This window comes from Agrobacterium genomosp. 13 str. CFBP 6927 (genome assembly GCA_900012615.1).
GTDB lineage: Bacteria > Pseudomonadota > Alphaproteobacteria > Rhizobiales > Rhizobiaceae > Agrobacterium.
Genome location: LT009756.1, coordinates 492,179 through 518,492, shown reverse-complemented (window position 1 = coordinate 518,492; position 26,314 = coordinate 492,179). Strand labels below are relative to the sequence as shown.

26 protein-coding genes are annotated in these 26,314 nt (G+C 58.6%); 1 reads left to right on the top strand and 25 read right to left on the bottom strand.

Going from position 1 to position 26,314, the window contains the following annotated elements:
- Position 1: 1 nt before the first annotated feature.
- Together AGR13A_RS02600 and AGR13A_RS02595 are read right to left on the bottom strand one after the other, a co-directional pair.
- On the bottom strand, positions 2 to 1,015 hold the full coding sequence (locus AGR13A_RS02600; RefSeq protein WP_004432574.1) for a carbohydrate ABC transporter permease: 1,014 nt from the start codon (positions 1,013 to 1,015) through the stop codon (positions 2 to 4).
- 105 nt (positions 1,016 to 1,120) lie between these two features.
- Complete coding sequence (locus AGR13A_RS02595; protein ID WP_080833499.1) at positions 1,121 to 2,482, bottom strand: ABC transporter substrate-binding protein; 1,362 nt, start codon at positions 2,480 to 2,482, stop codon at positions 1,121 to 1,123.
- Positions 2,483 to 2,757: 275 nt separating this feature from the next.
- Between AGR13A_RS02595 and AGR13A_RS02590 the strand changes: the two genes are divergently transcribed.
- A complete protein-coding gene (locus AGR13A_RS02590; RefSeq protein WP_080833497.1) occupies positions 2,758 to 3,783 on the top strand; it encodes a LacI family DNA-binding transcriptional regulator in 1,026 nt (341 codons plus the stop codon).
- Positions 3,784 to 3,979: 196 nt separating this feature from the next.
- Here AGR13A_RS02590 and AGR13A_RS02585 read toward each other — a convergent pair whose 3' ends face one another.
- The 23 genes from AGR13A_RS02585 to AGR13A_RS02475 form a co-directional block, all read right to left on the bottom strand.
- Entirely contained in the window at positions 3,980 to 4,879 is a 900-nt protein-coding gene (locus tag AGR13A_RS02585; RefSeq protein ID WP_080833495.1) for a bifunctional methylenetetrahydrofolate dehydrogenase/methenyltetrahydrofolate cyclohydrolase, read from the bottom strand.
- Positions 4,880 to 4,956: 77 nt separating this feature from the next.
- The gene (locus AGR13A_RS02580; RefSeq protein WP_080833493.1) at positions 4,957 to 6,744 is read right to left on the bottom strand and encodes a hypothetical protein; all 1,788 of its coding nucleotides are present in this window, start codon (positions 6,742 to 6,744) and stop codon (positions 4,957 to 4,959) included.
- A 112-nt stretch (positions 6,745 to 6,856) separates the two neighbouring features.
- Entirely contained in the window at positions 6,857 to 7,531 is a 675-nt protein-coding gene (locus AGR13A_RS02575) for a WecB/TagA/CpsF family glycosyltransferase (protein WP_080833490.1), read from the bottom strand.
- 202 nt (positions 7,532 to 7,733) lie between these two features.
- Entirely contained in the window at positions 7,734 to 8,276 is a 543-nt protein-coding gene (locus tag AGR13A_RS02570; RefSeq protein WP_035227693.1) for a flagellar basal body-associated FliL family protein, read from the bottom strand.
- Positions 8,276 to 8,644, bottom strand: coding sequence for a hypothetical protein (locus AGR13A_RS02565; RefSeq protein WP_003493916.1), 369 nt, complete (start codon positions 8,642 to 8,644; stop codon positions 8,276 to 8,278). The genes AGR13A_RS02570 and AGR13A_RS02565 overlap by 1 nt, the downstream gene beginning before the upstream one ends.
- 29 nt (positions 8,645 to 8,673) lie before the next feature.
- Positions 8,674 to 9,231: a rod-binding protein gene (locus tag AGR13A_RS02560; RefSeq protein WP_003493914.1), complete on the bottom strand. Its 558-nt coding sequence runs from the start codon at positions 9,229 to 9,231 to the stop codon at positions 8,674 to 8,676.
- A 113-nt stretch (positions 9,232 to 9,344) separates the two neighbouring features.
- Positions 9,345 to 9,764: a hypothetical protein gene (locus tag AGR13A_RS02555; protein ID WP_035227694.1), complete on the bottom strand. Its 420-nt coding sequence runs from the start codon at positions 9,762 to 9,764 to the stop codon at positions 9,345 to 9,347.
- A gap of 12 nt (positions 9,765 to 9,776) precedes the next feature.
- A complete protein-coding gene (fliR, locus tag AGR13A_RS02550; protein WP_080833488.1) occupies positions 9,777 to 10,532 on the bottom strand; it encodes a flagellar biosynthetic protein FliR in 756 nt (251 codons plus the stop codon).
- Positions 10,529 to 12,616 carry a flagellar biosynthesis protein FlhA gene (gene flhA, locus AGR13A_RS02545; protein ID WP_035227696.1) on the bottom strand — a complete coding sequence of 696 codons (2,088 nt, stop codon included), beginning with the start codon at positions 12,614 to 12,616 and terminating at the stop codon, positions 10,529 to 10,531. The genes fliR and flhA overlap by 4 nt, the downstream gene beginning before the upstream one ends.
- A 158-nt stretch (positions 12,617 to 12,774) precedes the next feature.
- Positions 12,775 to 13,041 (bottom strand): flagellar biosynthesis protein FliQ, encoded by a 267-nt coding sequence (gene fliQ / locus AGR13A_RS02540; protein ID WP_035227698.1) that lies wholly within the window; start codon positions 13,039 to 13,041, stop codon positions 12,775 to 12,777.
- Between the two features lie 49 nt (positions 13,042 to 13,090).
- Positions 13,091 to 13,561 carry a flagellar hook assembly protein FlgD gene (gene flgD / locus AGR13A_RS02535; RefSeq protein WP_035227699.1) on the bottom strand — a complete coding sequence of 157 codons (471 nt, stop codon included), beginning with the start codon at positions 13,559 to 13,561 and terminating at the stop codon, positions 13,091 to 13,093.
- Complete coding sequence (gene flbT, locus AGR13A_RS02530) at positions 13,552 to 14,001, bottom strand: flagellar biosynthesis repressor FlbT (RefSeq protein ID WP_003493899.1); 450 nt, start codon at positions 13,999 to 14,001, stop codon at positions 13,552 to 13,554. The genes flgD and flbT overlap by 10 nt, the downstream gene beginning before the upstream one ends.
- Positions 13,998 to 14,342 carry a flagellar biosynthesis regulator FlaF gene (flaF, locus tag AGR13A_RS02525; RefSeq protein WP_035227701.1) on the bottom strand — a complete coding sequence of 115 codons (345 nt, stop codon included), beginning with the start codon at positions 14,340 to 14,342 and terminating at the stop codon, positions 13,998 to 14,000. Before flaF ends, flbT begins: the two co-directional genes overlap by 4 nt.
- 34 nt (positions 14,343 to 14,376) lie before the next feature.
- Entirely contained in the window at positions 14,377 to 15,480 is a 1,104-nt protein-coding gene (locus AGR13A_RS02520; RefSeq protein WP_035227704.1) for a flagellar hook-associated family protein, read from the bottom strand.
- A gap of 3 nt (positions 15,481 to 15,483) precedes the next feature.
- Positions 15,484 to 16,962: a flagellar hook-associated protein FlgK gene (flgK, locus tag AGR13A_RS02515; RefSeq protein ID WP_035227706.1), complete on the bottom strand. Its 1,479-nt coding sequence runs from the start codon at positions 16,960 to 16,962 to the stop codon at positions 15,484 to 15,486.
- A gap of 22 nt (positions 16,963 to 16,984) precedes the next feature.
- The gene (locus AGR13A_RS02510) at positions 16,985 to 18,280 is read right to left on the bottom strand and encodes a flagellar hook protein FlgE (RefSeq protein WP_035227708.1); all 1,296 of its coding nucleotides are present in this window, start codon (positions 18,278 to 18,280) and stop codon (positions 16,985 to 16,987) included.
- 104 nt (positions 18,281 to 18,384) lie between these two features.
- Entirely contained in the window at positions 18,385 to 19,056 is a 672-nt protein-coding gene (gene rem / locus AGR13A_RS02505) for a transcriptional activator Rem (protein WP_035227710.1), read from the bottom strand.
- A gap of 281 nt (positions 19,057 to 19,337) precedes the next feature.
- Complete coding sequence (locus tag AGR13A_RS02500; RefSeq protein ID WP_208612401.1) at positions 19,338 to 19,868, bottom strand: lytic transglycosylase domain-containing protein; 531 nt, start codon at positions 19,866 to 19,868, stop codon at positions 19,338 to 19,340.
- A complete protein-coding gene (gene fliK, locus AGR13A_RS02495; RefSeq protein ID WP_080833486.1) occupies positions 19,852 to 21,204 on the bottom strand; it encodes a flagellar hook-length control protein FliK in 1,353 nt (450 codons plus the stop codon). Before fliK ends, AGR13A_RS02500 begins: the two co-directional genes overlap by 17 nt.
- Positions 21,201 to 22,478, bottom strand: coding sequence for a chemotaxis protein MotC (gene motC, locus AGR13A_RS02490; RefSeq protein ID WP_080833484.1), 1,278 nt, complete (start codon positions 22,476 to 22,478; stop codon positions 21,201 to 21,203). Before motC ends, fliK begins: the two co-directional genes overlap by 4 nt.
- Positions 22,475 to 23,758: a MotB family protein gene (locus tag AGR13A_RS02485; protein WP_080833482.1), complete on the bottom strand. Its 1,284-nt coding sequence runs from the start codon at positions 23,756 to 23,758 to the stop codon at positions 22,475 to 22,477. The genes motC and AGR13A_RS02485 overlap by 4 nt, the downstream gene beginning before the upstream one ends.
- Entirely contained in the window at positions 23,755 to 24,405 is a 651-nt protein-coding gene (locus AGR13A_RS02480) for a hypothetical protein (protein WP_080833480.1), read from the bottom strand. Before AGR13A_RS02480 ends, AGR13A_RS02485 begins: the two co-directional genes overlap by 4 nt.
- Before the next feature lie 310 nt (positions 24,406 to 24,715).
- Positions 24,716 to 26,008, bottom strand: coding sequence for a flagellin N-terminal helical domain-containing protein (locus AGR13A_RS02475; RefSeq protein WP_080836447.1), 1,293 nt, complete (start codon positions 26,006 to 26,008; stop codon positions 24,716 to 24,718).
- Positions 26,009 to 26,314: the final 306 nt, after the last annotated feature.

Here is a 26,314-nt window from a genome sequence, read left to right as displayed (position 1 = left end):
CTCAGCGGCCCTCCATCTCGCGGTTCGCCTGGCGGATGTTCCAGACCATGATGGGGGTGACGGCCGCCATGATGATGAGCGCGATGACCGCACTTCGGCCGCTGTCGCCGCCACCGCGGAACATCCAGTCGAACATGAGATTGGCGAGAACCATGGTGTTCCATTGACCGTTGGTCATGGTCAGCACGATGTCGAAGACCTTGAGCACGAGGATGGTGATCGTCGTCCAGACGACAGCGATGGTGCCCCAGATCTGCGGAACCATGATCTTCCAGAATATCTGCCAGCCATTGGCGCCATCGATGACGGCCGCTTCGATGGTTTCTTCCGGAATGCCGCGCAGCGCCGCCGACAGGATGACCATGGCAAAACCGGTCTGGATCCAGATGAGGATGATCATCAGGAAGAAATTGTTCCAGAAGGGCATGGAAATCCAGACCTCAGGATTGCCGCCGAAAAACTCGACGATGGCGTTCAAGAGGCCGATCTGCACCTGCCCTTCGGCACGGTATTCATAGATGAACTTCCAGATGACGGAGGCGCCGACGAAGGAGATCGCCATCGGCATGAAGACGATGGATTTGGCGATGTTGCCCCACCAGATGCGATCGGTCATGACGGCGATGACGAGACCGAAGAAGGTGCAGGCGGCCGGCACCACGGCGAGCCAGAGAATATTGTTGAAGATCGACTGGCGGAAACCGGCATCGAAAAACGCCCAGCGATAATTGGCGAGACCGACGAATTCGCTGCCGGTCCGGTCATAGAAAGACAGGATCAGCGTGGCGATGACGGGGTAGACCAGATAGACCAGCAGAAGGATCAAAGCCGGGCCGATGAACAGCCAGGGCCGGACGGCGGCGCGGCGATTGAGGTTGCGGGATGCCTGAAGCACGTCTCCCGAGCGGACCGGAAAGATCGCCTGAAGCACCTTGTCGGATAGCCAGTAATAAGCAGCGCAGGCAAAGACCCCCGCCACCATCACGCCGATGGCCGAAACGAGTTGTTGAGCCATGTTCCCTCCCTTGATCCTCTCCGCGCCGCGCTGATTTATGCGGTCGTCGGGGCAGCGCCGTTGGTAAGGGCCCGGCAGCAAACCGCCGGGCCTGATCCGATATCTTTACTTCAGGCCGTCCCAGGCCTTCTGGATATCGCTCGCGACCTGATCCGCGGACTTGCCGCCGACGAAATCGATCATGCCGGTCCAGAATGCGCCGGCACCGATCTTGCCGGGCATGAGGTCGGAACCATCGAAGCCGAAGCTTGTCGCGGTCGTCAGGATTTCGCCCTGTCGCTTCATCTGCTCATTGGCATAGGTTTCGACATTCACGCCCTTATAGGGCGTGAGGAAGCTGGACTGCGCCATCCAGACCTCATGGGCGATCGGCGTTTGCAGGAATTCGACGAAAGCCTTGGCGGCAGGCGCTTCCTTGGTGATGGTGACCAGCGTGCCGGCACCGAGAACCGGCTTGCCGAGGTCAGGCTTGGACGCGTAAGTCGGCATGTAGAAGAAATCCGCATCCGTGCCCACTTTGGTGCCTTCCGGGAAGAAGGACGGAATGAACGACGCCTGATGGTGCAGGTAGCACTTCGGCGGAATGTCGAAGAGGCCCTTGGGGCTGTCGCGGAAGTCGGTGGAGGCCACGGCCGCGACGCCGCCGCTGACATATTTTTCGTTCTTGGCGAATTTGCCGAACTCGTTGATCGCCCCGACCACGGCCGGATCGGTGAATTTGACCTCGTTGGTCGTCCATTTCTGGTAGACGTCGAGCGGCTGCGTGCGCAGCATCAGGTCTTCCACCCAGTCCGTTGCCGGCCAGCCGGTTGCGCCGCCGGAGCCGAGACCGATGCACCAGGGCGTGCCGCCATCGGCGACGATCTGGTCCGTCAGCTTGAACAGGTCTTCCATGCTCTCGGGCACCTTGTAGCCTGCTTCTTCGAAGTTCTCAGGCACGTACCAGACGAGCGACTTCACGTCCGCCTTGAAGGGGAAGGCGAAATAGGCCTTGTTGCCGTCCTTGCCCTTGTAGCTGCCGAGATCGACCCAGGACTGGCCCGCGCCGTAATTTTCCTTGACCCAATCGGCGGTCTTGTCGCCGAGCGGCACGAGGAAGCCCTTGGCGGCCAGATCGGCCAGAAGGCCGGGCTGCGGCAGGATGGCGATATTGGGTGGTGAACCGGCCTGCGTGTCGATGACGATCTGCTGCTCGTAATTTTCCGACGAGGAATAACGGACGTTCACACCGGTCGCATCGGCGAAATAGGCAAGCACCGACTGGAACAGCGCCTCATCCTCACCGCGCCACGGGCCGAAAATCGTCAGCGTCTGGCCTTTCAGATCGGCATGGGCCGCCTTGAAGTCCTCGTAGCTTTTCCAGTTGAACTTGGCGTCACCGCCGGGCGCGAATTTCAGGTCAGCGGCAAAGGCCGCACCGGACAGCAGCGCTATTGCAGCAGCCGTCGCCAAAAGAGTCTTCTGCATGTGATTTACCTCCCATCACATAAAAGGCTCAAAGCGTCCTCGCTCAATCAAAGCGCTTTGGCTGCCTATTCATCTCATTGTCATCAAGAAGGAGTCAAGAGGCTCTTTCTGCGGAAACGTTGCAGCGCCTCGTGAATAATCATATTTATTTAGAAAGGCGGCTATCGTTTTCGATTGAGAAAAGCGGCAGAGGCTGGTAAAAATCTAAAGCGCTTTGGAGGCCTGGGGAGAGGTTTTACCGTTTCCAGAGCGCACGCATGGAGGAAATGAGAGACATGAACCTGAAACAGTTGTCGCAACTGCTGGGCATTTCGCAGACGACCATCAGCAGGGCGCTCAACGGCTATCCCGAGGTCAGCGCCGAAACGCGCCGCCGCGTGATGGAGGCTGCCGAAAAGACGGGCTATCGCCCGAATGCCGCGGCACAGCGACTGGCGACGGGCAAGGTCGGTTCCATCGGGCTTGTCATGCCGATTGGCGAACACCATCGTTCCGACGTGCATTTCGGCGAATTCCTGAGCGGTCTCGGCGAAGAAGCATCGCGCAGCGGCTTTCATCTCGTTATCATGCCGACAGAGCCGGAAAAGGAACGCGAAGCCCTGCGGGGGCTTGCCGCAAGCGGCAGCGTCGATGGCATCTATCTCGCCTATATGAAGAAGAACGACCCGCGTATCGCCATGATGCAGTCGCTCTCCCTGCCCTTCCTCGTGCATGGCCGCTCCGTCGGCGTGGAGGAGGATTATCCCTATCTCGACGTGGACAATGAGGGCGCTTTTCGCGATGCGACCCAGCTTCTCCTCCAGCTTGGCCACACGCGGATCGGGCTTCTGAATGGCCCGGAGGGTTATGATTTCACCTATCGGCGCTGTCTCGGGGTGGAAAAGGCGCTTTCGGCAAATGGCCTGACATTGCATGCGAACAACAAGCGACACAGCAGCATGACCGATGAGGAAGGTTATCTCGGCATGGAAGCCTTGCTGTCGCGCCCGGAAAAACCGACCGCCATTCTCTGCGCCAGTACCGCGCTTGCGCTCGGCGCGATCCGCTCGATGAACCAGCGAGGGTTAAAACCCGGCAAGGACATTTCGCTGATCGCCCATGACGACGTGCTGCCGCTTTTGAAGCCCGATAATTTCTCCGTGCCGCTCACCACCACCCGCTCGTCACTCCGTGCGGCGGGGGTGCGCGTGGGCCAGCGCCTGATCAACCGGATCAAGCTGAACCAGACGGAACCGCATCAGGAACTCTGGAAGGCGGAACTGGTGGTGCGTGCTTCGACGGGGCCGGCTCCGAAAGCGTAAAGGCTGGCCTCCATCTCCCGGCCGTCGTACCGGCCTTGAGCCGGTATCCAGCCAGCCCAAGTCCTTGGGCTGAAAAGAGTCGTCTCGCCACGCAGACGCGCGTCGGCTGGATTCCGGCTCAAGGCCGGAATGACGGAAGTGAAGGGGCAGCGCACAAAAATTCCTGTGCCGTGTAGTTCGATTGAACGCGACAGGCTTAAAACTTCGGCGCGGTCAGACCCAGCGCGCGATGAGCGGCGATGACGGTGTTGGCCATCAGCATGGCGATCGTCATCGGGCCGACGCCGCCGGGAACCGGCGTGATGGCGGCGGCCACGGCGCTTGCCTCATCAAAGGCAACATCGCCCACCAGCTTCGACTTACCTTCGCCCTTTTCCGGCGCGGGAATGCGGTTGATGCCGACATCGATGACGGTCGCGCCGGATTTCACCCAGTCGCCCTTCACCATCGCCGCACGGCCGACCGCCGCCACCAGAATATCCGCCGTCTTGCAGACGGTGGCGAGGTCCTTTGTGCGTGAATGCGCCATCGTCACCGTGGCATTGGCATTCAGCAGAAGCTGGCCCATCGGCTTGCCGAACAGGTTCGAGCGGCCGATGACCACGGCATTCAGGCCGGAAAGGTCGTCGCCATGAATGCCGCGCACCAGAAGCATGGCACCGGCGGGCGTGCAGGAGATGAGGCCAGTGGCGAGATCGCCGGTTGCCAGCTTGCCGGCATTGAGCACGCTCAGGCCGTCGACATCCTTCTCCGGCAGGATCGACTGGATGATCTCATCGGAATTGAAGTGTTTCGGCAGGGGAAGCTGCACCAGAATGCCATGGATGGAGGCATCGGCGTTCAATTCGCCGACAAGCTTCAGGAGTGCGGCCTGCGTGGTTTCCTCCGGCAGCGTGTGCTGGATGGAGTTGAAGCCGCATTGCTTGGCCATCTTGCTCTTGGAGTTCACATAGGCGTGGCTGGCGGGGTCATTGCCGACGATGACGACCGCGAGGCCGGGCTTCACACCCTTTTCCGCCTCAAGCGCTTCTGCCGATTTGCGGACTTCCTCCACGACCGAAGCCGCCTTCGCCTTCCCGTCAATCACAACTGCCATGCGTCCTGCTCCTGCTGGGTTACGTAGGCTCCGTATGGTGCCCCCTTCGCAGGAATGCAAGCGAAAATGCGGCGTTTTCAGGCTGTTTTGCGGTAGCCGTCGCGGTGATCGGCGTAATCGGCGAGACGCTCCCTCAAGAGCGCCAGCTCGCGTCTCAATTCCGCCAATTCCTCGGCTTCGGCCTGTTCGTGATCGAAATGTCCGGCAAGGGCTTCGCTCAACAGGGACGGAAGCTCAGGTCGCGGCTGATCGGCCGTCTGGAAGCTACGATTGCCCATCAGCACCTGCCGCACGCGCTCGTCCAGCGGGATGTCATCGGCATCATTCGCCGCCCCGGCGTAATAATCGGCAAAAGCATCCTCTGGTTCGACATCGCCATCTGCGGCAAGTTCTTCAAGATCGTGGAACACATCCGGCTCGATTGGCTCGAACTCGGCAAATTGCGGGGATTGCTCCTGCCGGAATTCCTCGTCCGCTTCCATGGCGAGCGGAAGTTGTTCGTCGTTTTCCAGGATCGGTGCGGCCACCTCTTCCTCGTCGTGGCGGCGGTAGCTCAGGAGATAGAGGCTGCCCAGCAGGCCGATCAAGGCGCCGCCGCCCGCCATCATCGCAGCTTGCGTCAGATCGCGCGACAATTCGCCCGGGCCGGCCTTCTTCGCAAGACGGGTTTCAATGGCGGGCGTGGTGGAGGAAGCGAGATCACGGCGTTCGCTCGCCTCGAGATAGGCACTTCTCGCCGTTTCCAGCTCACCCTGCAACCTGGAAAGGTCACCGGGGGCGACGCCGAGGCCGTTCAGGCGATCGAGGTATCTGGTACGTTCGCCAGTCGCTGTTGCGATCTCCTGGGCAACGCGTTTTTCATCCGTTCGCAAACCGTCGACCAGCTGGCGGAGCGCCGGGGCGGCCAGCGACTGCACGGCATCCACCCCATTCTGGGCGGCAATGCGGCGCGGATGCTTCGGTCCATAATCGACCGAGACGCCGGCAAGCGCCATGCTGGCACTGGCATGTCTTTGCCTGATATCCTCGAGTGCGGAAAAAGCGATCCCTGTCGGCAACGGCTTCGACCACACATCATTCGGTTTCAGGGCAGAGGCCGCCGCCAGATCCGCCTGAAGCGACTGCTGCTGCTGTGTAGCGCCTGCAAGACTATTATTGACGTCGCGTAATTGCTGTTCAAGCTGCTGCACTTCCGACAGGACGGTGTCGCCGTGGCGCATCTGGAAACCGTTCAGCGCCGCTTCCGCCTCGTCTAGCCGGGTCCGCGCCCTCTCCGTCTCGCGCATGGCGGGTGTCATGGTGCCAGCCTTACCATCCGCCATGATCCGCATCGAGAGATAATCGGTCAGCCGCATCGCGGCTTCCGGCGTTGCGGCCTTGGCGGTCACGATCAGCGTATTTTCATCCGGCGTCAGTTCCAGCCGGATCGCCTCGCCCACCGCACCGTTGAGCGCTTCACGCGGCGAAAGCGGACGTGCATCCGCCCCCGTCAAGAGATCAAGAAGCAGGCCAAGCTCGCCCTGATTGCGGACGCCGACCATATCGGCCGGCTTGAGTTTGAGGTCAGTGGTTACCCGGTCCAGCCCGGAGGGTGAAAGCAGGGTACGGCGGGCCATGGCAAGAAAGCGGGCCGAATCCGGCGCATCATAGCTGCTCTGGGTGACCTCGACATGTGCTTGCGAAACATAACCGCGAAAACCGGAATCGATGAGCATCAGCGGAAGGGCTGCGCCGGCAACGGTGGCGGCGGCCACGCAACTGGCGGTCAAAAGCCGCAGACAATGTTTGCGCCATTGCGACGCAGGCACAGCGACGTCATCCTCATCAGGGCGTGTCGCCATCATATCCGGATTGTCATCAACCATCTGAAGCCGTCTGCCACGCTGGGCGCCGCCCGCAGCGGGCGACTGTCAAAACCTTACGAGAGGTTAAAGGATCGTGGCAAACAAATGGTTAACGCGTTCTTGGCGACCTGTCTCAGCCCTTGCCGAGTGCGATATGCCAGGGCTCGGCACAAAGGCTGTATAGCCAGCTCATATGCAGCTTGCGGAAGATTTCAGGCATGCCGGCCACTTCGGATGACAGAACCTTGAATAAGGGGCCAACCGCGATGGCGACGCGCGCATCGTCACGGCTGACAGTGTGGTGCAGCCACCTTTCCTGATCTTCCCGCACCATACCGGCCAGAAGGACATCCACCTTCACACCGGACATATCCCGGTTCAGCATCACGAAATCATGCCAGGGCGCGTGCGCGCGCAGCTTGGTGAGGACCTCTCCGACCTGTGCCGCATCGTCACCCGCAACGCCGATCCGTTTCGGTACGGCCATATAGGTCAGAAGCGCCATGGTGAAGGCGACGCCATCAATGACGACAGGCAGAGACCTGCCATTTTCGGCGCGTGCGGCGCTATTCATCGCCTTGCCCTGCGGCAGAAGCAGGCAACTTTCCAGAATATGCCGATAGGCAATATCCCTGGAAGAAAGCTTTGCCTTCTCAATGGTGAGGAAGGAGAGCATGGTATGCCCGTCGCAGGCCGAAGCCCTGCCGCTGACCAGCTCGAGCGCCCCATTCCAGTCGAGATCACAAACGCGCAGTCCGTGGATATTCCGTTGCGATCCCGGCTGCGCACTACCTGCCGCGAAATTCATTTGCCAACCCCCGAATGCCAAGCCTACCGCCACCAGTCCGGCGCTTCATTAGCGGGATAGCGGCTCACAGGCCTGTTTATACAGGTGCAGGTTGAAGTTACCTTGAAGGCAACCTCTCGAATGTCACGGGAAATAGCAAGGAACGATTAACCAGATCGAGGTTCGCCATGATAGCGCGCAGGGGATGCGTGCCCACGCAGTATCAATGGCTCGGGGCGGCGGCCGCTTCTTTGCCCGCCTCGGGCTTCTCGCCTTCGACGATCTTGACCGAGCGTGGCGTGCCATTGCCGTTCTGCTCGCGAATGTCGGCCTTCGACAGATAGTCGAGCTGCTCGATCAACACATCCTCGACCACCTCGTCGTCGAGCTTCTTGTTCAGCCCTTCACGAATGCGCTGCTTGAATGCCTCGGGATCGAAGGTGGAAATATTGGCGATGTTGACCATGGATGAACCCGCCAGAAGCGTGAACAATTCGTCGGTCATCAATTGCGTGGCCGGCAGTTCGATCTTCGCCATCTTTTCCTTGTCGACACGCAGGGAAATACGGCTGAGGAAATAACCGTTCACCCCGCCATCATTGATGACGGGAATGGTGATGCTCTCACCCTTGACCAATTGCAGATTGGCCTTTTTCGCGCCCGCCTCATCCCCCGGCGCGGGTGCTGTCGCCATCTGGACGGAGAAATACACCGCGCCGAGCGTGACGGCGCAAACCCAGACGCCGGTGAGAAGAAGCTTCAACATCAGGAGGCGGCACCATACATGAACTGTTCCTGCGAATAGGTGCCGTCCGTATCGGCTTCCTGGATCGCGTTCTTGAGCAGGTCCGCAACGGCGCGAACCGCGTTCAGATGCGCCTCGACACGGCTGGCATTGGTCGCGAGCTTGGACTTGATGCCCTGTACCTGATCGAGATGTCCCGCAGCGATTTCCTCGTGGGGCGTATCGCGGAAGAGCATCGTCAGTTCATAAAGGCAACGGCTTTTATGGGCATTGGAGACCTTGAAATCGAACTGGGGGTCCTTACCGATATTATCGTTCTCATTGTCGATGATCATTTCAAGACGGCCGAGAACGGATTTGATGCGGTGGTCGTTCGACATAAGGTCCATGCTTGTCTCCTCGTTACGATTTTTCATTTTCAAGCCTCGTCCGTTTTCTCATTGGAAACGCCGAGGACCTGCCGCTCGAACTCCGCCACCATCCGAATTGCAGCATTGTGGTCTTTTTCATTCATGGATACGTCGGTAATCCCTTTGCTTTCGGCTTTCCGCAACGCATCCTTGTAAGCCTGTTCCGCAATGCCGACGCCGCCATTTCTGGAGATCGTGTCGGCAAACTGTTCCGCCATCATGCTTTTCCAGATCTCACCGGCATTGCCCTTGCCATAGACCTCTTCACTGTCTTTCGGCAGCATGTTGGCAACGAAGGTCTGGAGGACGGAAGCCTCGTATTTGCGGTATGTTTCCGGAATTTCCGTGCGGGCCGAGCGGATGTTGGTGTCGCCAAGGCCCGCTTTCGAGGAGGCGCCATCCAGCATATCGACAGCGGCGCCAAAGCCCTTGCCGGCATCGGCAAGGCTGGTTGCGGCGAAAGCGGCCTTGTTCGCCTTCAGTTTTTCCTGGGCGACCTGCACTTCCTGGGGGTCCGCAGCGCGAACCACATCCATCACCAGATCGCTTATAATCGATATCGCCACGTCCCGATCTCCCGAGCTGATAAACACGCGGCAAGCAGCCTGCACGTTTACTCAATCAAGAAACATCGCCGGAGACCTCTTTCGAAACGCCTGCGATGCAACAATGGGACAGATTATGAATCGCCAACCTTGCTGGAGGCTGGTGTCCGGGATGCGTTCGTCATTTCAAGTAGATCGTAGATTGCATTGTCGTCGGCCTCGCGGTCTTCCAGATCGCGGGCAATATGCATCCTGTCCTCGAGCCGGTCGGCCTTGGTCTTTTCCTTGAGGACCTTGTTTTCCTGCAATTGCTGCACGCCGGCAAGCTGGCGATCCTTGACGACAAGGCGGCCGTAACGATCCGAATAATGTTTGGAAAACATCTGATGGACCGGCTCCATGGAGCTCATGGCTTCAAGCACGTTGTCCATGGATTGGGCCACCTCGGTTCGCACGCGGGTGGTGTCGGCCAGTTCCACTTCGGCCATTTTTTCCATGTGGCGCTGGACCGTTACCAGGCGTTTCAGTTTTGCAGAGCGCTTGTCCGAAGCCATGGTTTCTCCAGATCAAAAACCGATGAAGACCGGGCCGAAACCATCCACGAACTGGCGGATGAGGGCCGCAATCGACAAATAGAGCATGAAAAGACCGCCCGCCAGAACGAAGGGCGTCGAGATGAAATAGACCGGTATCTGTGGCGCCAGCTTGTTGATGAGACCGACCGCGACGTTGAACATCAACCCGTAGATCACGAAAGGGCTGGCAAGCCGCAGCATGATGGAGAAGGACGCCCGCAGCGTGTCGGTGAGCGTAATCAGCATCTTCTGGCCGCTGATGAGCGCGCCCACCGGCGTCGCGGTGTAGGAATCGACCAGCGCCTTCAGAACGATATGGTGGAAATCCAGCATGAACAGCACCAGCAGACCACCGAAGGTGATGAAGTTGGATATCTGGTTTTCCTGCACGTCTTCGATGACATCCGCGCCACCCGGAGCGCTCAAACCGATGGAGGAGCCGATGAGCGCACCGGTGAACTGGAAACCGAGGGTGTAAAACCGTGCGATCAGCCCATACATGGCGCCGATGGCGATTTCCGAGAAGATAAGGCCGACGACGGTGCCCTGGCTTGAGCCGGAGACTTTCGGATAAATTCCGTCCCACAGCACCGGCAGGAGCGCCATGGACACCGCGACGCAGAGCAACATGCGGATCTGCGGTGAAATGCGCGAACTGGAAAAGCCCGGCATGGTCATGAAACAGGCGCCGATACGGCAAATGGCAAGGAACAATGCGATAATTGTCCCTTGCGGGTCGGTTATCATGAAATGGCGCCCAAGATCTTGATCTCCAGCCCCTTGGCAAGTTCCACATGCGAAAGAACCGGCAGGGTCGCGAAGAGTCGCTCGATAATCATGCGCACATAGGACCGTGTTTCCGGCGACGTGACAAGGACAAAGGGCAGTCCGCGATCCATGAATTCACGGATAACTTTCGATGCCTGCTCTGAGAACTCCTCGAGATGGCGCGGATCGATGTCGAATTCGACGATTTCACCCTTCTGGTCGCGCTTGAGCGCCTGATGGAAGACCATATCCCATTTGTTGCCGAGGCGAAGCACACGCAACACGCCATTGTCGGCAAGATCGCCGCAGAGCTGCTGCGACATGCGCACCCGCACATGTTCGACGATCTGCTCGGTCTTGCGCACATGCGGGGCAAGTTCGGCGACCGCTTCGAGGATGAGATGCAGGTTGCGGATGGACACACGTTCGGCAAGCAGCAGTTTCAGAACCGCCTGCAGGCCTGAATAGGACATATGTGACGAGCAGATTTCATCGGCCAGCTTCTTGTATTCGGGATCGAGCCGGTCGATGAGAATCTTGACGTCCTTATAGGACAGCAATTGCGGAAGATTGTTGCGGATGACTTCGCTCAGATGCGTCAGTACCACCGAAACATTGTCGATCGGGTGGAAGCCTTCGCGCTTCAAATCCTCGGTAAAGGTCTCGAGAATGGAGACGGCTGGCATGCCGAATGCGGGTTCGCGGATTTCGTCGCCCGGAATGCTTGGCTTGCGCCCTGCCCCCGTCACGACAAGAACATCGCCAACACGCAGGTTACTGGAGGCGATCGTCGTGCCGTGGACGCGGATCTGGTAGGCTTTTTCCGGTATCATGATGTCATCGGAGACTTTGATTTCCGGCACCACAAAGCCATATTGGGTCGCGAACTTCTTGCGCATCTTGCCGACGCGGAAAGCCAGTTCCTGATGCGCGCCGAGAAGGCGGGTCGAGACCTGCTTGCCGAGGGCCAGCTCGATTTCGGAGGTTTTGAGGACCTGCTTGACCGAATCCTTTTCGGCTTCGGTGGTCTGGAGAACCTTGTTTTCTTCCTCCTGGCGGCGCAGCGTGCTTTCAGCTTCCGCCTGGCGCGGAATATACCAGCTGCCGAAAGCCATGATGCCGCCCAGCATGATGAAGGGCAGGAAGGGCAGGCCCGGAATAATCGCCAGCAGGCCCATCAGCATGGCCGAGACCATCAGCGCCCGCGGATATCCGCTCAGCTGGTTGACGACCGCCTGGTCGGTGGAACCGGCAGTGCCGCCGCGCGACACCAGAAGGCCGGCCGCCAGCGAGACGATAAGCGCCGGAATCTGCGAAACGATACCGTCACCGACCGAAAGCTTGACGAAGACATCGGCCGCTTCGCCGATCGGCATGCCATGGCGGAAGTAACCGATGATGATGCCGCCGAAAACGTTGATCGCAGTGATGATCAGGCCGGCAATCGCGTCGCCGCGTACGAATTTCGAGGCACCGTCCATCGAACCGAAGAAGGAGCTTTCCTCTTCCAGTTCGCGGCGGCGGCGCTGCGCTTCCTTTTCATCGATAATGCCCGCGGACAAATCCGCATCGATCGACATCTGCTTGCCGGGGATGGCGTCCAGGGTGAAGCGCGCGCCGACTTCAGCGATACGGGTCGCGCCCTTGGTGATGACGATGAAGTTGACGGTGATCAGGATCAGAAAGACGATCAGACCGATGACGAAGTCGCCGGACATGACGAGGCTAGAGAAACCGGCGATCACGCCGCCCGCCGCCGTCGGCCCCTCATTGCCGTGGGAGAGGATGACACGTGTCGTCGCAATGTTCAGCGACAGGCGGATCATGGTGGCGATCAGCAGCACGGTCGGGAAAGACGAGAAATCCAGCGGGCGCTGGATCCAGAGCGCCACCATGAGGATGAGGACCGAAAGCGCGATCGAAAACGCCAGGCCGATATCCACCAGAACGACCGGAATGGGCAGGAACAGAACGCAAAGGATCGCCACGATGCCCAGGGCGAAACCGATATCCCGCATGCTCGGGGTTACCTTGGGCAAGGAGATGACTGGTGGTTGCGCCATAAAAATCGTCCTGTCTCTTCATGAGAAGGGCGACGGAAAAGCCGCCGCACGGTTCGCGGCATCGGATCGCAAGGATATAAACGCAGTTCGGTCCGATGCTTCAGCCTATCCCTAGCCGCTGAAGCTTGCGCGAGGGTGGCATCTGCCCCGGATGGAGGTCAGAATCCGGACTGAATGCGCGAAAAGACGAGATTGGAAAAAAGGGCGATCTGCGCGCCCACAAAAGGTGCGGCGATGCCAAGGACGAGCATGATCGTCACGATTTTGGGCACAAAGGTCAGGGTCATTTCCTGAACCTGGGTCAGGGCCTGGATGAAGGCGATGGCGACACCCACGACCATGGCGGCGAGAACCGCCGGACCGGCCGCGACGAGAACCGTCCAGACTGCAGCCTGCATGATATCAAGCGCATCGGCCTCGTTCATCGTCGCATCCTTTACTCCGGAAGGGCGGCATCATACCGCCCCTTCACGATCACGAATCGGCAGGCGTATTCGAATCGGTATCGCTATCAGGTGTAGTCGCGATCGGGCCGTTCGAGAAGGTCACGCCGGCCTGCAACAGCACTTTGTCACCAGCTTCCGTGATGGCGACAACGCCATCCGAATAAACTTCGACTTCCTTCACCACACCCGTAACCTTGTCGTCAGCGCTCTTGACCGTCTTGCCGACCAGATCGGAAGCGCGCGTCAGGGCTTCAGCCTGCAGCATGCTCTTCAGATGCGTGTTAGTCTTGATCGTCTGCTCGACCTGCGAGAAGCTCGCCAGCTGTGACATCTGCTGTCCGGCATCCATCGGGCTGGTCGGGTCCTGATTCTTCATCTGGGCGATGAGGAGCTTCAGGAAGCTGTCATAGTTCAACGATGCCGCGTTGCCGTCGGTGCTGTTCGCACCGGCATTGGCCCAGGGATTTGACGCTGCCGAACTGACTGCATCTACCGCCATGGTGCTATCTCCTTGCGAATGTGTTCGATCGTTGCCGGGGTCATTTCCTGATTGTTGAGGATTTTCTCCTCGAGCGGATAGAGGCCGCGAATGGCCTTCAGCGCTTCGAAAGCCTTGCCGGAGGCAACCAGCCCGTCGATCCGCTTGAGTTCGGCCAGAACCTCATCATGCTGAAAGCAGTTCAACAGCATGCTCACGGACTTGCGGAACATGTTAGTCGACTGTTCGCGCCCTTCCGGGTTGATGAGGATCATCTGCGCGATGAAATAAAGCTGCCTGAGCGGCGTCGTCGCCTGCTCCGGCTGCAACACGTGGTTCTCAAGCAGGAACGTGACATCGTTCAGGAATTCGAGCGCCACCTTGCGATCCACACGCAAGACCGCGCCGTTGATGAAAATCTTTTCGCCCGATTTCAGCGAAATTCGAAGTGTACTTTTCATTTCAGTCCATCCCTGATGATGGTTGTCACGTCAATAATGCCCTGGAAATTCGTCGACTGACGTTTCCGGATCAGTTCGCACTCTTTCAATATCCAGATCGCAATCGAAATCAGGTTGGCCCTGAGTTCCGTGGCAAGCTGGTTGTCGGGTTGCTTCAAATCCTCAATGAAGCGGATCCAGACCCTTCGAGTGTAAAAAAGCGCTTCGATCGTATGGCGCTGGGAAGAGGAATCCTTTGCCTCCACCAGAAGTTCGATCGATTTTGTCAACGCCTGCCGCTCGCGATCTTTCGCGTTGGCGACACCATCCTCCATGATTTCGGCGTAGGAAAACTGGTACATTCATGTATCCTTTATCTGCCGCCACCTCTGTTCATCAGAGGTAGTTCACCAGACTCATTTTTTGCAGACGCGACGTGAGACTGTATGCGATTTCAATCTGCTGCTGGAGTAGATCGAGACGGGTCTTCGCCTCGTAGGTATCGATCCCCTCGATATCCAGCAGATGGGTTTCGATGATCTTTTTCTGCGCGGCCAGTGAATCATTGGCTTTCGAAACACGGCTTTCGGAAAGGCCAAGCTGGCTCTGCTGCTGGTTCAGGCCGCTGATGGCAGTGCCGATATTGGTCACCGACTTGGTCGCCACCATTTCACGAACGTCGCTACTGACCTTTTCGTCGAGGAAGGTCATCGCCGTCATGGCCGTCATCGCGAAATAACGCATGCCCTGGGAATTGCTGTTGGTCGATGTCTCGACCACCTCGTTCTGGCTGATGCGGCTCGTCATGTTCGTGTCGCTCGCCTTGGAACCGTAGGTCGTCCAGAAATCGTAGTTCTGGCCAGCCGTCAGGTCGGCGTGCGGCGGGTTCGTCACGGTCGTGGTGCCGTTGAACACACCTTCAATATGGGTCATGAACGCCGCGGCCTGATCTTTTGACAGGCTCTCGACATTGCCGACCGGGGGCGTCTGCGCCGCCATGAATGCGTTCAGTTCCACCTCATAGGCTGCCTTCAGCGTCGAGCCTTCGGCGAAGTAGTCGTCAACCGGCTTCACATCCGTATTGATGCCGGAAAACAGAAACTCGCCATTGACCGCCGTGTTTGCGAAGCTGGTAAAATTGTTGAACGCATTCGAGATGGTTTTGGCAACCGTCGTCAGCGTCGGCGCTTCACTGCTCGTATTGGGAACAAGAACCTTCTGGATTTCCTGCGCCGCCTTCGCCATGCCATCAAGTGCCGTCTGGGACGATTTGAGGCGTTGTGTGGCGATGGAATTGACGCTGACAAGCGAGGTGATGCGGTCAATATCGCGATTGAGATCGAGACTGCGGGCCGTATTGGCACCGAGCGTGGCGCCAATATCCGCGTGTTTGCCGGTCGTCAGCTCGGTGTTGAGATTGGTCATCTCAAGCTGAGCCTTCAGGATGGTGCTGCGCATGCTGTTCTGCATCGCCAGCGATGAAATGAAGGACGTTTTCATCTGTTACCTCACCATATCCATCAGCGACTTGAGCATTTCATCGATGGTGGTCACCAGCTTCGTAGCCGCCTTGTAGGACTGCTCGATGTCCATGAGCAGCGAAAGCTCCTCATCCAGGCTGACGGCGGTGTTGTTCGAATAGGAAGCGGCGGAGCGCTCGTAGAGCGCGCTCTTCGCCTCGTTTGCCGACGTTGCGCCGGAGCGTTCCTGTTCGAGCCAACCCATGGAGTTGGTGCCGTATTTCAGGATGCTGGTATTCGTATCGATACGTGTCGACGCGTCAAAACTCATGGGCGCGTCGAATGCGGTCACATAGCTGCGTATCAGGGTGGAAAAGCCTGTTCCGCCCGTCGCTGTGGTATTGATCACATAAGCGGTACCGTTGATGCCGCCATCACGCAACAATTCCGGGTTGCCACCTTTGGAAATAATTAACGCCGGGTTGACGGTAATGCTGGCTGCGAGCCCGGGAGAGACAACGCCGGCCGCCGGAATGGTGGTTGCCGCCGGTGAGCCATAGGTGAACAGACCCGGCATGTTCGGCAGACCGCTTGCCGGATCCGCAGGCTTTTCCGCAAACATGGTGATCAGGCCGCGCGCGATTTCGTCGAGCTGGCTTTGCATCGTCGGCGCCAGGTCGTCGCGCACCTGCATCAGGCCCTGAAGCGAACCTGCCGCCGTCGAATTGCTGCCGCTGCCTGCCTTGAGGGCCACGCCATCGACATAAATCGCATTGCCGGTGGTTGTCGCATCATAACCGGGCTGCGCCTTGAAGGTCACCTTGCGCGGCACGACCTCGAACAGCGTTGCGCCTTCCGTCGTGTAAAGAGCCACATCGTTGTTTTCACGACTGACGACATTGATCCCGATGATGGAGGAAATATCCTTCAGCAGCGTCTCGCGCTGATCAAGCGCATCGCTCGGATCGCCGCCGATCGCGGTCTGCGCCTTGACCTCGTTATTGGCCTCTTCGAATTTCGTGAGAAGGCCGTTCAGCTTGTCGACCTGGAGGGAAATTTCCTTGTCGGCACGAAGCCGCATGGCCTGCAGTTCGGCAGAGGCCGTATTCAGGGAATTGGCAACGTCGCTGGCCGCAGTCACTGCCGTTGCGGCCAGTGCAGCATCGCTCGGCTTGGCGGCGTAACCGTCAAGGCTCTTCAGCAATTCCTTCATGTAGGTTGCCGGCGAGCTTTCATAATCATTGCCGCCGAAAAGGCTCTTCATCTCCTGGAGACCGGTCAGAACGGTGCTCTGACCGGAAGCAAGCGACGCGCTGGAGATGGTCTGCCTGAGAAGGCTATCATTCTGGGCACGACCGTTGGAGACGATACTCGCTCCAGCCATGGTCGTGCCGAGAATGGCGGTTCGCTTGACGTAGTTCGCATTACCGACATTGGCAATGTTTTTCGAAGTAACGTCAGTCTGCTTACCTGTATTATTGAAAATCGACTGCGCAGTATTCATTGCTGACGTGAGCGACATTCATTTGTCCTCGTGAGAATTCTTATCTCTTCAGATTGATCAGGACATCCATCAAATCCGATCCGGTCTGGAAGACTTTCGAATTCGCAGTATAGATTCGCTGAGATTCAATCATGTCGGTGAGTTCGCTGGCGATATCGACGTTCGAGCCTTCGAGCGCGCCCTTCTGGATGTAGCCGAAGCTGCCCGTCTGCGCGAAGCCGATGGTAACGACACCCGATTCGTTGCTCGGCAGATAGACGTTGCCGTTTTGCGGGCTCAGATTGTCGACGCTCGGCACCGTTGCCAGCGCCAGCTGGTAGATGTTGCGACGGCCGCCATCCTGATAAACCGCCGTCACCAGGCCGTCCTTACCGATTTCGACGTCCTTGATCTGGCTCGGACCGTTACCGTTCAGAACCGCGGTGCCGGGCGTGAACTTCGACGAGAACTGCGTCATCTGCGACAGGTCGATCTCGATCGCCTGCGCCACGCCGCTGTTGTCGTCATTGATCGTGATAGCCTTGGGCGACGCCGTCGTGAGCTTGTTCGTGGCCGGATCGAAGGCCAGCGTCACCGTCTCCTTTACGAGCGTTGCAGGGGCAGTTGCCGTATACGGGAACCCGCCATCGGTCGACTGATCCTGACGATAGACGCTCACTTCCCACTGGGGATTGCCGGAAGCATCATTGTCGATACGCGTGTAATAGAAGTCGTAGAGAACCTTGGCGCCACCGCTGTCGAACGCCGTGAGCGAGGTCTTGGCGCCAACCTTGGAGGTGGCGACGTTGTCGCTCGGACGCGAGCCCGCTGCAACAATCGCTTCGTCACGATTGAGGTTGGCCGGGAAGCTGCCTTGCGTGGAAGGAGATGCCGTCAGGCCGAAGTCATTGATGTTGATGGCCTCAAGGCCAGTAAATCCGTTGACGACCGCTGCCGGCGGGTTGGTACCATAGGGGTAACCCATCAGCAGGAAACCCGCTGCATTCTCCAGATACCCTTCCGAGTTCTTCTGGAAAGAGCCGGCTCTTGTCAGATAAGGCGTGCCGGCACCATCCTGAACCACGAAGAAGCCGTTGCCCTGAACGGCAAGGTCGGTGCTCGAGGTGGTGTAGGAGAGGTTGCCCTGCTCCGAAATGCTGTAGCGAACGTTGGACTGCACGCCGCCCGACGCATAGCTGCCCGACGAGGAGGGCAGGACGAGCGAAGAGAACGACGTCGATGCGCGTTTGTAGCCGGTGGTGCTTGCATTGGCGATGTTGTCGCCAACGGTTCCCAGCTTGTTCGCCTGCGCATTCATGCCGGACACACCGGTTCGCATAGTGCCGAAAATACTCATTCAAAAACCCTCGTGGTCATCTTCAGGGAGAAGGTAAAGCGTTTGGCTTGCGTGAAGCTGTCTGAAATACCGCGTTTGAAAAAGACCACGCGGGTCAATGAAGATCATTGCCAATCAATGCTGTAGCCAAGGAAACGCTTGGAATCGACAGGATCGTAGCCGAGCTTCTTGCGCAGTTTCTTGCGCAGCTTGCTGATGTGGCTTTCGACGACATTTTCTTCAACGTCATCATCAAAGATGCCGTAGATCGCGTTGAAAATCTGCGCCTTGGAAACGCGGCGTCCGCGATTGGCAATCAAATATTCAAGGATGCGACGCTCGCGGCGCGGCAGGGGAAATACCTCACCACCGACTTCCGGATCACGGCCGTCGGAGAAAACCCGGATCGGTCCCGCATCGGTGAAGTTCGAAATGACCTGCAGCCGGCGACGGATCGCCGCCGCACGTGCGAGGATTTCACGGGGATGAACCGGCTTGCGCACGACATCGTCGACGCCGCTGTCGAACAGCGCAAGCGTCGATTCCAGCGAGGGCTGGTCGCTCACCGCGATCACCGGCGCCGTCGTGCGATCCCTGATCGCCTTCGGCAATGAAAAGCTCCGGTCGCCCTGACCGATCAGGAAGGCCTCCACGGCCGCAAGATCGCTGTCCGCCGCCGTTGAGACCCATTCCCCGAATTCGACCGGATCGAAACCGGTCGAGGGGATGCCCTCACGCCCAAATAGAGATGTATAGCCGTCTTTAACGAGCTCGCGCTCATCAACCACTACGATCATTCGTCCGCCTCCGAATCACTGTGGTATTTTCCAATGTGGCATTGGTACGAATCGGAGGATTCAGCGACAACTGTAGGAAATCATCGATAGTTATTAATAATTGATTAACTATTTTGTGCCGATTTGATCTACATATAGTGGTTGTTAACCATATACGGTACAAAATTTTTGTGTAAAAATTTCAAAATTCCGAAAAAATCGCTTGAAGCGCCTTTTTTCAATCAATCTATCGCCACATTTAAAATTGCGAGTCTCAGGCGCGCTTGCACAACTAAAGATTGCTAACCATCGCAGAAGTTTTTCGCGTTGGCAGTCCATTTTCCGTAGCCCGTCGCCACCAGATTGGCGATGACCCGGCAGACATATTTCTTCTGGGCCGGGTCATTGTTGGGGCCGGCGTGATAGCGGGCGACCGCCATGGTCCAGGTTTCATGCCTGTTATGGAGATTGCGCAGGAACATGGCGGCATATTCGACATTGCGGCGCGGATCGAACATTTCGCGCGCGGATGTGAAGTTTTCGCCATGGAAATAATGGTTTATCTGCATGCAGCCGAGGTCGATCAGCTTGGCGCCGTTGCGTTTTGCCGCCTCGAAAGTGGTCAATGCCTCCTCGGTGGAGGCGGCAAATACCGGTTTTCCCTCGATATTCATGGCATTGGGGTCGAGCCGCCCCTTGCGGCCCGTCTCGGTCAGTCCGACGGAATAGAGAATTCCCTCCGGCACCCCATATTTGCGGGCAGCGGACTGGATCTCCCTTTCACACACGCCTGATGTTGCCGAAGCCGAGGCGTTTTCAGAGGTAGACGCCATTGTCAGCAGAAGAACGGGCAGAGCCAAGAGCGCTATCCATGCCTTCATTATGCACCCCCAAATTCTCACCATTGCCCTGTCGGCCGTCCCGTGCGCCGGACTCGTCACGGTTGCGCCCCGCCGCGGCCTGCTGGCCCTGCTGCTGCGCCTGCTGATTTTGTTGATTGTTGCCCTGTGTGCCCGTTTGGTCACTCTTGTCGGAAGAAGCGATGCTGATGGTGATGTTATCGACCGTCAGACCCTGCGCCTTGAGACCATCAAGGATGCTCTTGCTGTCTTCCTGGAGCTTTTTATAGGCCGCAACGCTCTCCACCGTCATGTGAACGGCGAGCTCATCACCGGCGAGACGCAGCGACATCGTCACCGATCCAAGCTCGATCGGCGTCATGTGCAGCTTCAGCGTATGCACGACCTTGCCAGTGCTGCTCTGCGCCGCTGCGTTGGAGAGCGACGAACCGGGTTGCATGGCGCTGACCCATTCGGGGTCGTTGGCGATGAGGCCGGTCAGGGCCGATGCGTTGGTCGACGGCGCCAGACCGATGAACCGCCGTGAATCGAGAACCGTTATTGTATCGGTCGCCTTTCCGGTACTTTCCCGGGTATCGAACTCAACACGGCCGTCGCGCTGCACCGTGCTCATATCGAGCCCGCGGGCCGCACCGGATCGCGGCGAGGAAAAGCGGAATGCCGAGGCATCGCTGCCGTTGTCCGCACCTGAGCCGGCGTCGTTTCCGGCCGGTTCCATGCCCGTGTGCATGTCCTTGAGAGAAGGCTCCGTTTTTCCCCGGGGCACATCGGCCTTGTCCGACTTGACCGCATCTGCCTTGCCGGCAATGGCCTGCGCTATTTCCTCAAGCGGCGTCTTCGCCGTCGCGATATCGCCGGCATTGGCCACAATCATCTTCAGCTCAGCGAGCTTCGGATCGAGCACATCTGCCGTCGTCTCGGCGTCGCTGTCGGCATCATCCTTGAGCTTCTTGCCCGCCTTGCCGTTTTCAGGCGATGTGCGGGCGGTTTTCATCGCATTGTGAAACTCCGCCGCCGTCTCCTGGGCATGGCCTTCTCCAGCATGCTCGTTGACGATAACATTCAGAAAATTTGCCTGTCGTTTGACCGGGACATCCATCTTTTCCGCCTCACCGCCAGCTTGCGCCTGCTGCTCTTCAGCCGAACCCGCCTCCTGGTGCTGCCGCGAATGGGGTGGCCGATCGTCCCGAACCGTGGAAAGTGCCTCGCCGAAACTGCCGCCCCTGGCGTCATCGCGCGGACCGGCGCTGCCGGCGCGTGGATCGGCCTGCGGTGCATTCACTATCGCGTTGATGGTTGCGTCGATCATGGTGCCCCCTCGCCTTTCTTTAAAAGGCTGTCGATTTCATCGAGCTTGCTGCGACCGCTCGTTACGAGTTGCCGGACGTTCTCGCCCTCATCATCAGCCTTATGGGTTTCAACCCGCCATATGCTCTTCGCCTCGGCACTGGCCGCCTCTTTTGACGGCGCATCGTGCCCGGTACCCGCTCCTGCCGTAACCCCCGCATCCGTACCCGGCTGCACGGAGGGTGGACGAACCACCTGTTCGGCGATTGCCCTTGCCGCCCCCAGCAGGGCTTTGTCACGATCAGAAAGCTGCGCTTCGGGAATTTGTCCGATTGTCTCGATCGCGCTCACCACGTCAGGCGTGCCGATATTGGAGAGGCTTTCATAGAGATTTGCCTGCACTTCCGGCTGGTCCGGCATGGCAGGCGAGAGGCCTTTGACCTTCAGTGCCGCCATGCGCGCCAGCGAATCCTTGCCGCTGATCGCCGCAAGGCGCGAAAGACGCAGATAGGCCTCCTTCTGCCTCTCCGTGTCCATCATGGCGAATGTTTCCTGTATCGCCTCTTCGCCGATGGAATCGGCGCGCTTGACCACGAGCGAGACCAGGAGATCGGCAAACTGGCTGGCATAGGGCGAATGCAGGAACCGCCGCGCATAACGCTGCGCATAGTCGACGCCCCGCCCCGCGTCGCCGTCTTCAACGGCAATCGCCAGCGAGCGGCGGAGCGCGGCCTCCTCCACGATGGTGCCGGGCGCTTCGAGCCGGGCTATGTCGTAGAAACCGAGGGCAGCCAGCGGATCGCGCGGGATCGTCACATTGCCGCCAATCAACGCCAGATAGGCGCCAATCCGTGTGCCGCGATATTCGGGCACCATGGCGGCGATGCTCTGCGCCACCAGCGTCCCCTTGCCGGAGAGATATTTACGCAGGATATCGGCCACGCGGCTGTCGAAATTGCCGTCCACATCGCGCGCGACCAGCAATTCGAGCGTCGCCGGATTGCCACCGCTCATCGCATAGATAAGCGCCGCATCAACATTGCGCGGATCCTTGAAAATCGCCGGGGGAGCGCTCTTCAACCGTTCGTCGATGGTCTGGAGCAGGAAGCGCTGCATCTCGGTGGCCGAATGGTCTCCCATGGCGACTGAATCCTGCACGAATTGCAGGGAGCGCAACATGGCATAGGGCATGAGATTGTCTTGCGATTGCGAAAACGCCTTGATCGGCTCGCCACCGAGACCGCAAAGCGTCGCTGCAAGAAAAAGCCAGCGTTTCGAGGATCTGTTCACGCTCACCCCCGATCGGCCTCAAGCAGGATTTCGATACGGCGGTTCGCATCCGCCAAAGGATCCGTCGGCACCTGCAATCTGCGGTCCGCAAAACCCGATACCTGCTTCACCCGCTGTTCGGATAGGCCACCGCGAACCAGCATGTAATAGGCACTATGGGCGCGATCCATCGAAAGCCGCCAATTGTCATTGGCCTCGCCCTTGAACTGCCGTCCATCGGTATGGCCGCGGATCACCACGCTGCCGCCCCGCTCCTGAAGCAATTTGCCGATCTTTTCCATGGCCAGAACCAATTCCCCCCGGGGCACGGCCGATCCGACATTGAACATCGGCGTTTCGGTCTGGTCGGAAATGGTAAGCAGCAATCCGCCTTCGGCCGGCGTCACCACCAGGCCTTCGGAGAGCTTGCCGGTAATTCCGGATATCTGCTTTTCAATCTCTTCACGCAGCGTGTCAGCCTTTTCCCACTCGGCATCGCTGGCCTGCTGCTGCTCCGGCTGCGGTTTCGCAAGTGCTGCCTGCTCAGCGGCATCCGGGCGCTGCTGCGGCACCACGGCGGCGACTTCCATCGGCTTGCCGTCCTGCGCCTTATCTGCCGGTGTCTGTGACTGAACGGCCTCAACCGCTTCGCCGTCCTTTGCTGCCGCATCCTGCCTGCTCTCGGCAGACTGATGAGCCTCGACCGGATTCTGCTGCTGGTCGGCGCGGGTGATCTTCACCTGCTGTGTCCAGAAATCAGGATCAAAGGGATCGCGATAGGCTTCACCGCCGCTTGCACCCGTCGCCGGACCGGAATCGGCAGCGCCACCCTCGCCCTTGGCGCTGACATTTGCCTGCTGCCCGACCTGCTGGGCGATTTCTGCCAGCACCGAATAGGGGTTCTCGAAGAAGTCGGCTTCCGAGAAATTCGACTGTTCGCCAGTCTGGGAGGTCAGGTCCTCACCCGTCGCGGCAGCGGAACCCTTGGTCACCTTTTCAGCCTGGATGTTGGACTGGTCCTTTTTCTGAATGCCCTCTTCCTTGTCCACCGGCTTTTCCAGCCCCTTGGACGAGGGTTTCTCATCGGACAGCTTGATCGGATTGAAATAGCTCGCGACCGAGGCCTTGGTTTCTTCGTTCGCGGCGTTGACCAGCCACATGACGAGGAAGAACGCCATCATGGCCGTCATGAAATCGGCATAGGCGATTTTCCACGCGCCGCCATGGGCGCCATCGTGCCCGCCCTTGTGGCGTTTGACGATAATGATCTCGTTTTTACCGTGGTGGTGGTTTTCGCCTTCACTCATTTCATCACCTTGCGAAGACTGGACGACCAGGCGGACATGCGCGTGACGAACACGCTTTCACCCACCTCGACGGAAAGGTCGATATCCGTGGACTCGGTAAATTTCATCGTCTCTTCTTCAAAGCCCGGCTGCGTCTTTAATTGCTCGAACAAATCTTTCGGGCCTTTCACAACAAGCGTGACGGCCTCGCCATCCGGCATGGAAGCGCGAACGACATCCGCCAGCGCCGAGACCGCCTTGAGCGAAAGCTCTTCCGTCAGAACCGGCGCGAGAATATTGGCGGTCTGTTCGCTGAGACTGGCGGCGATGGCATCGATACCCTCACGCAAGCCGCGGGACAGGAAAACGGCGATCTCTTCGAGATAGACAGAACGCAGGTCCTCAAGCTCAGCCGCGTGGGCGGCCAGCAGTTCTTCCCGCTCAGCCTGCATCTTCTCGGTGACTTCGCGGGTGGCGTCCTGGTGACCACGGGCATAGGCCGCCTGTTTTTCGCTCTCCACGTCGACGGTCTCGAAGTCGTCGAAACCAATCGTCGTATCGGCAAAACCGGAGGCACCATCGGCATCCGCCAGCGGATCGCCGAAAGCCACGCCTGCCGGCTGGGCATCACCGAAATCCTTGAGATATCGTGCAATGGACGCGCTCATGCTTGCCCCCGGCAGAACAGACCAAAAGAGCGAGACATGTTCCGTTGCCTGCGATCCAGAGCGTTCTGTCGCATTTCCGGATGGAAAACCGGGATCCACTTTTCCTGGAAATGCTCTAAGCCGTTTGGCGGCACCACCGTCATCCTTGCTACCCTGCCCGTCTCTTCCATGATTTCCGGAAGGATCACGCCATGCGATCCGCCCCATATTGCCCCGACGTTAGGTGTTCAAACTTGTGCGAGGATGAAGGCGGGCCATTCAGCAAGCCTGCGCCCATTCATCCATGCGCGCGCAGGTCGGCCGAAACCGGTTACTTGAAGAGCTGGAGGATATTTTCCGCATTGGCATTGGCGATGGAGAGCGCCTGGATGCCGAGCTGCTGCTGCGTCTGCAGCGCTTTCAGCCTGGTCGATTCCTCGTTCATGTCAGCATCGACGAGACGGCCAATGCCCTTGTCGATCACATCCATCAGGCTCGACACGAAATTTTCCTGCATGTCGATGCGGCTCTGCAGCGAACCGAGACTGGAAGCCGTGCTGGTCATCGCCTCGAGCTGCTTGTCCACGAAGGACATCATCACATCGATGGCATCCGCATCGGTATAGGTGGTGCCGCCGCCGGCAAAACCGCCCATGGCCGCAGCGACGACATCGAGATTGCCGAGATCGAGTGTGGAGACGGAAAAACCGAGGGAACGAGCGATGGAGGTCTGGCCGCCGCTCGTATCGTAAAACCAGTCATTGCCAGTGGTGTCGCGATAGGCAGAGGAAACGGTCGTTCCGCCGCCGGACGGGTCTGTTGCCGTCACCTTGACCCATACGTTTTCCGCAAGACGGAGATAATTGTCGGCCCCGCCACTATAGACATTCGGATCCGTGTTCGTATCCGCCGTCGCGGCATTCAGAACGCCAATTTGCGCGTCGGTGAGTTTCGGCAGGACGTAACCCGTCTTCGTTACCGTGCCGGCGGTCGTCGACGTCTGGGTGACTTCATATTCCGTCTTGCCGACAAAAACGGCGCTCTTGTCGAGAATACCGAGCTTTCCACCGCTCAGGTCGAAAAGGACGGTGCTGCCATCGAGCTTGTAGTCAACGGTGGTGACGCCGACATTTCCCGAGCCCGTTCGCGTGAAGGATGCAACGACCTTCTTCGTGATGGGTTCTTCGGCCGGCGGCGTGCCACCGTTGCTGATGCTGGCCTGCAGCCAGTTTTCACCGGAGAAGGAAGCGGATTCGGAAATGCTTTTCAGCTGCTCCTGAAGCTGCTTGATTTCATCCTGAATCTTGCCGCGGTCGGCGCCAACGCCGTAGGCGGCAACAAGCTTGGCCTTGATCTGCTTGACAACCTCGATCGTGCTTTCAAGCGCGTCATAGGCAGTGTCGACCTTGGCGGCGCCCAGACCCAAGGCATCCTGCACCGCGGAAAGCGCATTATTGTCGGAGCGCATTGTCGTCGAGATGGACCAGTAGGCCGCATTGTCCGCCGCAGTCTCGACACGATAACCGGAGGACACCCGCGCCTGTGTCGTTTCCAGATTCTTGTCGATCATGCGCAGGGTCTGCAGCGCGGCCATTGCCGCCGCATTGGTCAAAATGCTGGTCATGGGATCCACCCAATTCAAAATGTCAGAAAAATCCGGCGCTTCGCCGAAAACGAGCAGGAGCATCATGCGCATCGGCAATGGCTGAAACCGGCCACCGCGACCTGCCGTTCGTTAACAAATCGTTAATGCGATAGGTAACAAACAACAACGCTGATTTGCAAGGCGTTCCTTGGCTTTACAGAACGGTTTTGCATAAACCGACAGGCTTCAGGCAAGCTCGGGCGAAAAAATGCCCCAATGAGGCCGTCGCGCCCGTGATTTTTGCAGGCACGACGGATAATCGATCAAAATGTCCGGTGGTCTGGT

Bases quoted from the DNA above. Each gene is read 5' to 3' on its own strand.
- AGR13A_RS02600 (WP_004432574.1), bottom strand. From the start codon at position 1,015: ATGGCTCAACAACTCGTTTCGGCCATCGGCGTGATGGTGGCGGGGGTC.
- AGR13A_RS02595 (WP_080833499.1), bottom strand. From the start codon at position 2,482: ATGCAGAAGACTCTTTTGGCGACGGCTGCTGCAATAGCGCTGCTGTCC.
- AGR13A_RS02590 (WP_080833497.1), top strand. From the start codon at position 2,758: ATGAACCTGAAACAGTTGTCGCAACTGCTGGGCATTTCGCAGACGACC.
- AGR13A_RS02585 (WP_080833495.1), bottom strand. From the start codon at position 4,879: ATGGCAGTTGTGATTGACGGGAAGGCGAAGGCGGCTTCGGTCGTGGAG.
- AGR13A_RS02580 (WP_080833493.1), bottom strand. From the start codon at position 6,744: ATGGTTGATGACAATCCGGATATGATGGCGACACGCCCTGATGAGGAT.
- AGR13A_RS02575 (WP_080833490.1), bottom strand. From the start codon at position 7,531: ATGAATTTCGCGGCAGGTAGTGCGCAGCCGGGATCGCAACGGAATATC.
- AGR13A_RS02570 (WP_035227693.1), bottom strand. From the start codon at position 8,276: ATGTTGAAGCTTCTTCTCACCGGCGTCTGGGTTTGCGCCGTCACGCTC.
- AGR13A_RS02565 (WP_003493916.1), bottom strand. From the start codon at position 8,644: ATGGACCTTATGTCGAACGACCACCGCATCAAATCCGTTCTCGGCCGT.
- AGR13A_RS02555 (WP_035227694.1), bottom strand. From the start codon at position 9,764: ATGGCTTCGGACAAGCGCTCTGCAAAACTGAAACGCCTGGTAACGGTC.
- fliR (WP_080833488.1), bottom strand. From the start codon at position 10,532: ATGATAACCGACCCGCAAGGGACAATTATCGCATTGTTCCTTGCCATT.
- flhA (WP_035227696.1), bottom strand. From the start codon at position 12,616: ATGGCGCAACCACCAGTCATCTCCTTGCCCAAGGTAACCCCGAGCATG.
- fliQ (WP_035227698.1), bottom strand. From the start codon at position 13,041: ATGAACGAGGCCGATGCGCTTGATATCATGCAGGCTGCAGTCTGGACG.
- flgD (WP_035227699.1), bottom strand. From the start codon at position 13,561: ATGGCGGTAGATGCAGTCAGTTCGGCAGCGTCAAATCCCTGGGCCAAT.
- flbT (WP_003493899.1), bottom strand. From the start codon at position 14,001: ATGAAAAGTACACTTCGAATTTCGCTGAAATCGGGCGAAAAGATTTTC.
- flaF (WP_035227701.1), bottom strand. From the start codon at position 14,342: ATGTACCAGTTTTCCTACGCCGAAATCATGGAGGATGGTGTCGCCAAC.
- AGR13A_RS02520 (WP_035227704.1), bottom strand. From the start codon at position 15,480: ATGAAAACGTCCTTCATTTCATCGCTGGCGATGCAGAACAGCATGCGC.
- flgK (WP_035227706.1), bottom strand. From the start codon at position 16,962: ATGTCGCTCACGTCAGCAATGAATACTGCGCAGTCGATTTTCAATAAT.
- AGR13A_RS02510 (WP_035227708.1), bottom strand. From the start codon at position 18,280: ATGAGTATTTTCGGCACTATGCGAACCGGTGTGTCCGGCATGAATGCG.
- rem (WP_035227710.1), bottom strand. From the start codon at position 19,056: ATGATCGTAGTGGTTGATGAGCGCGAGCTCGTTAAAGACGGCTATACA.
- AGR13A_RS02500 (WP_208612401.1), bottom strand. From the start codon at position 19,868: ATGGCGTCTACCTCTGAAAACGCCTCGGCTTCGGCAACATCAGGCGTG.
- fliK (WP_080833486.1), bottom strand. From the start codon at position 21,204: ATGATCGACGCAACCATCAACGCGATAGTGAATGCACCGCAGGCCGAT.
- AGR13A_RS02485 (WP_080833482.1), bottom strand. From the start codon at position 23,758: ATGAGTGAAGGCGAAAACCACCACCACGGTAAAAACGAGATCATTATC.
- AGR13A_RS02480 (WP_080833480.1), bottom strand. From the start codon at position 24,405: ATGAGCGCGTCCATTGCACGATATCTCAAGGATTTCGGTGATGCCCAG.
- AGR13A_RS02475 (WP_080836447.1), bottom strand. From the start codon at position 26,008: ATGACCAGCATTTTGACCAATGCGGCGGCAATGGCCGCGCTGCAGACC.